General features: G+C 75.9%; 1 protein-coding gene. It reads right to left on the bottom strand.

Annotation, left to right across the window (positions count from 1 at the left end; translation table 11 throughout):
- Positions 1-2,258 (bottom strand): LuxR family transcriptional regulator (locus AOK03_RS41515; RefSeq protein WP_244177906.1); only part of this gene is annotated, 2,258 nt, incomplete at its 3' end.
- Positions 2,259-2,847: the final 589 nt, after the last annotated feature.

Genomic DNA, 2,847 nt, shown 5'->3' with positions numbered 1-2,847 from the left:
CCCTGCCCGCTGCCGTACAGGGCCTCCACCGCGGTGGGCGCCACCTCGCCCGCCCACACCCAGCCACCGGTGCGCTCCAGGCGGTGCAGCGTCTCCTCCACCGCCTCGCACGCCTGGCCGGGGCGTCCGGCCTCCAGATGGACGCGGGCCGTGGCGGCGGCAGCGGCGGTGAGGATGACGCCGGTGTCGTAGCGCGTGGTCCGGGCCGCCTCCGCCAGGTCGCGTCGGGCCTGCGGGACGTCGCCGAGGACGTGCAGCCCGGTCAGGCCGCGGACCAGCATGGCCTCGGCGGTCAGGTCGGGTATCTCCGCGTAGAGCCGCGTGGTGCGGTCGGCCGCGGCGTGCAGCCCGTCCCACCGTCCCTCGTGCCAGCCGAGCACCAACTGGGCGGTCTGCGTGAGTCCTTCCAGGTAGGGGCTGCTGGTCTCGGCGAGGCCGTGGGCGGCCCGCGCGAGGAACTCGCGGGCCCGTGCGTCGTACCCGAGTGCGGTGGCCGCGTGCGCCAGATTGGTCCAGCCGCGTGCGTGGTGCGCGGCTTCCATGGCGGTCGCGGCCGGACCGCGCAGCGCGTCCGCGGCGGCCCAGGCGCGGGGATCGCCGAGCAACATCAGCGCGGTTGCCCGGTTCGCGGCGATGGCGGCGCGGGCACCCGGCTCCGTGACCTGGCCGTCGAGCGCCTCGCACCGGTCCAGCCAGTGCAGATGACGGTCGACGGGCCAGCCCTTGATGGACGGGATGGCGGCGACCGCCATGGCGCGCGCGGCGGTCTGCGGGTCCGTCAGCTCGAGATCGGGTATGGCGCGGGCCACCTCGGCCAGGCTGTCCAGCGCCCCGCCGCTCTGGTTGCGGAGCACGACGCTCAGGTGCAGCCGGATCTCGCCGCGCAGTCGGGGCGGCGGGGCGTCCTCGTCGAGGACGCGCCGTACCGCGGCGACCACGCGCCCGTCGGCGCGGGCGAGTTGGGCCGTGCGTGCGAGTTTCGCGACGGTGCGGATGCGGCCGTCGGTGCGTGGGTCCTGATCGACGGCGTGGGTGTAGAGGTTGGTCGCGGTGGAGTAGTCGCCGGCCGTGGCGGCCCGGTCGGCCGCGGCGACGAGGCAGCGTACCCCCTCGCGTACGCGCCCGGCCGCCCGGTACAGCCGGGCGAGGTCGACCAGCGGCAGCGGACCGTCACCGCCCCGGTGCAGGGCCCGCGCGGCGCGCAGACTCAACCGGGCCAGCCGGGGCCCGGGCATGCGCGCCAGCGCGGCGCGACGGTCCAGCGGATGGCGGAAGACGGGGCGAGGGCCGTCGGCCCGCAGCACGGCCCGCAGCACGGCCCGTCGCAGGCACGTCTCCACGGCCGCCCCGGCGCGGTCGGGAGCGACGTCGCCCACTTCGGCGAGCACGGCGACCGGCACGGGGTGGCCGAGCACCGCCGCCGCCTCGACGATGCGCCGGGCGTCCTCGTCGAGGCGGGCGTACCGCAGTGCGAAATCGCGCCGGAGCGGGGGCGGAACGCCCACGGACCGCACGGCCGCGAGCACGGAGTCCGTGGCCGGCAGCGCGCTTGCGCAGCCGATGGGTGTCGGCGCTGTCTCCGTCGCGCCGATGCCGTCCAGGGCGGTCGGCTCTTGGTGTGTTCGGCAGGCGTCGGCGCCGTCGGCCCGCGCGTGAGGTGCATCGCTCTCCGGACGGCGGTTTCCTGCTGCTGTCATCGGCGGACCGGCACTTCCGATGTCCCGCACCTTCCGGCTTTCGACCGCGGCCAAGGGGGTGCGGCGGCCGCCCTCCGCCCGAGCGCGCAGCAGCTCTTCGGCGGCTCGCAACAGGGCCTCGGCGACCTCCGGGAGGCCACCGGCCCACTCGTGCACCAGGACGACCAGATCGTGCAACTCCTCGACGTGCTGCGGACGGTGGACGTGCAGCCACCGGCGTACGAACTCCTCGGTCTCCCCGCACGTCCAGGGCCGGACGTCGATCTCCGTCACCGGGGTCCGCACCGCCAAGCCGACCCCGAAGAGCGGCAGGCCGGGTGCGGCGTCCTCGGTTACTACCAGCCGCAGCCGGGGCGGCATCGCGCTCATCAGGTGGTGGAGCAGGGCGAGGGTGGCGGGGTGCGCGTGGTGGACGTCCTCCACGACCAGGACTGCGTCCCCCAGCCCCGCCAGCAACGCCGCGACGGCACGCGGCAACATCGCACGCCGCGACGCAGGGTCGGCCGCGGCCGCGGGCGGTTCCGGCAACTGCTCGGCCAATTCGGGTACGAGGAGTCCCACGATCCCGGCGATGGCGGGAAGGGACCGCTCTGGACCGCCGGGACGGCACGGCAGCCCGGCGAGGGCGTCCGCTATGGGGGCGAGGGCATGGTCGACGGGTGATTCCGTGACGGCGGCGACGGAGGTGCGCGTGCCCGAGCCCGGCGGGACGGACGGAAGGTGTGAGACGTCGGCGGCGGGGGAGAGGGGCGGATGAGTTGGCGCACTGCCGCCTCGAACTTCGGGCGCCGCAGGCACCTGCGCGGCTGCGCCGACCCCGCGGGGGTCGGCAACGGTGGCGTCACTCGACACGGCCGGACCGGCCTCACCGGGCGCAGGCAGGTCAACCCCGCTGGGTGCGGCGACATCGGCTTTGCCGGGCGCGGATACGTGGGTCGCATGGAGCGGCTTGCCCACGGTCGCCTCACTCGGCCCGGCAACACCCGCCCCCCTCGCCGCGGCAGCGTCCTGGCCGACGTCGGGGCCGCCCCTCCCCCCCCCCCTCGGCTCTGGGCACGTCCCGCGCAACTGTGTCCCCCCGGCGAACTCCGTCTCAACGAGGACCTCGTCCACCAGACGGGACACGCCCGTCCCGGACTCTCCCCGCACC

Source organism: Streptomyces atriruber, assembly GCF_001418325.1.
Taxonomy (GTDB): domain Bacteria; phylum Actinomycetota; class Actinomycetes; order Streptomycetales; family Streptomycetaceae; genus Streptomyces; species Streptomyces atriruber.
This window is presented reverse-complemented; position numbering and strand designations above follow the sequence as displayed.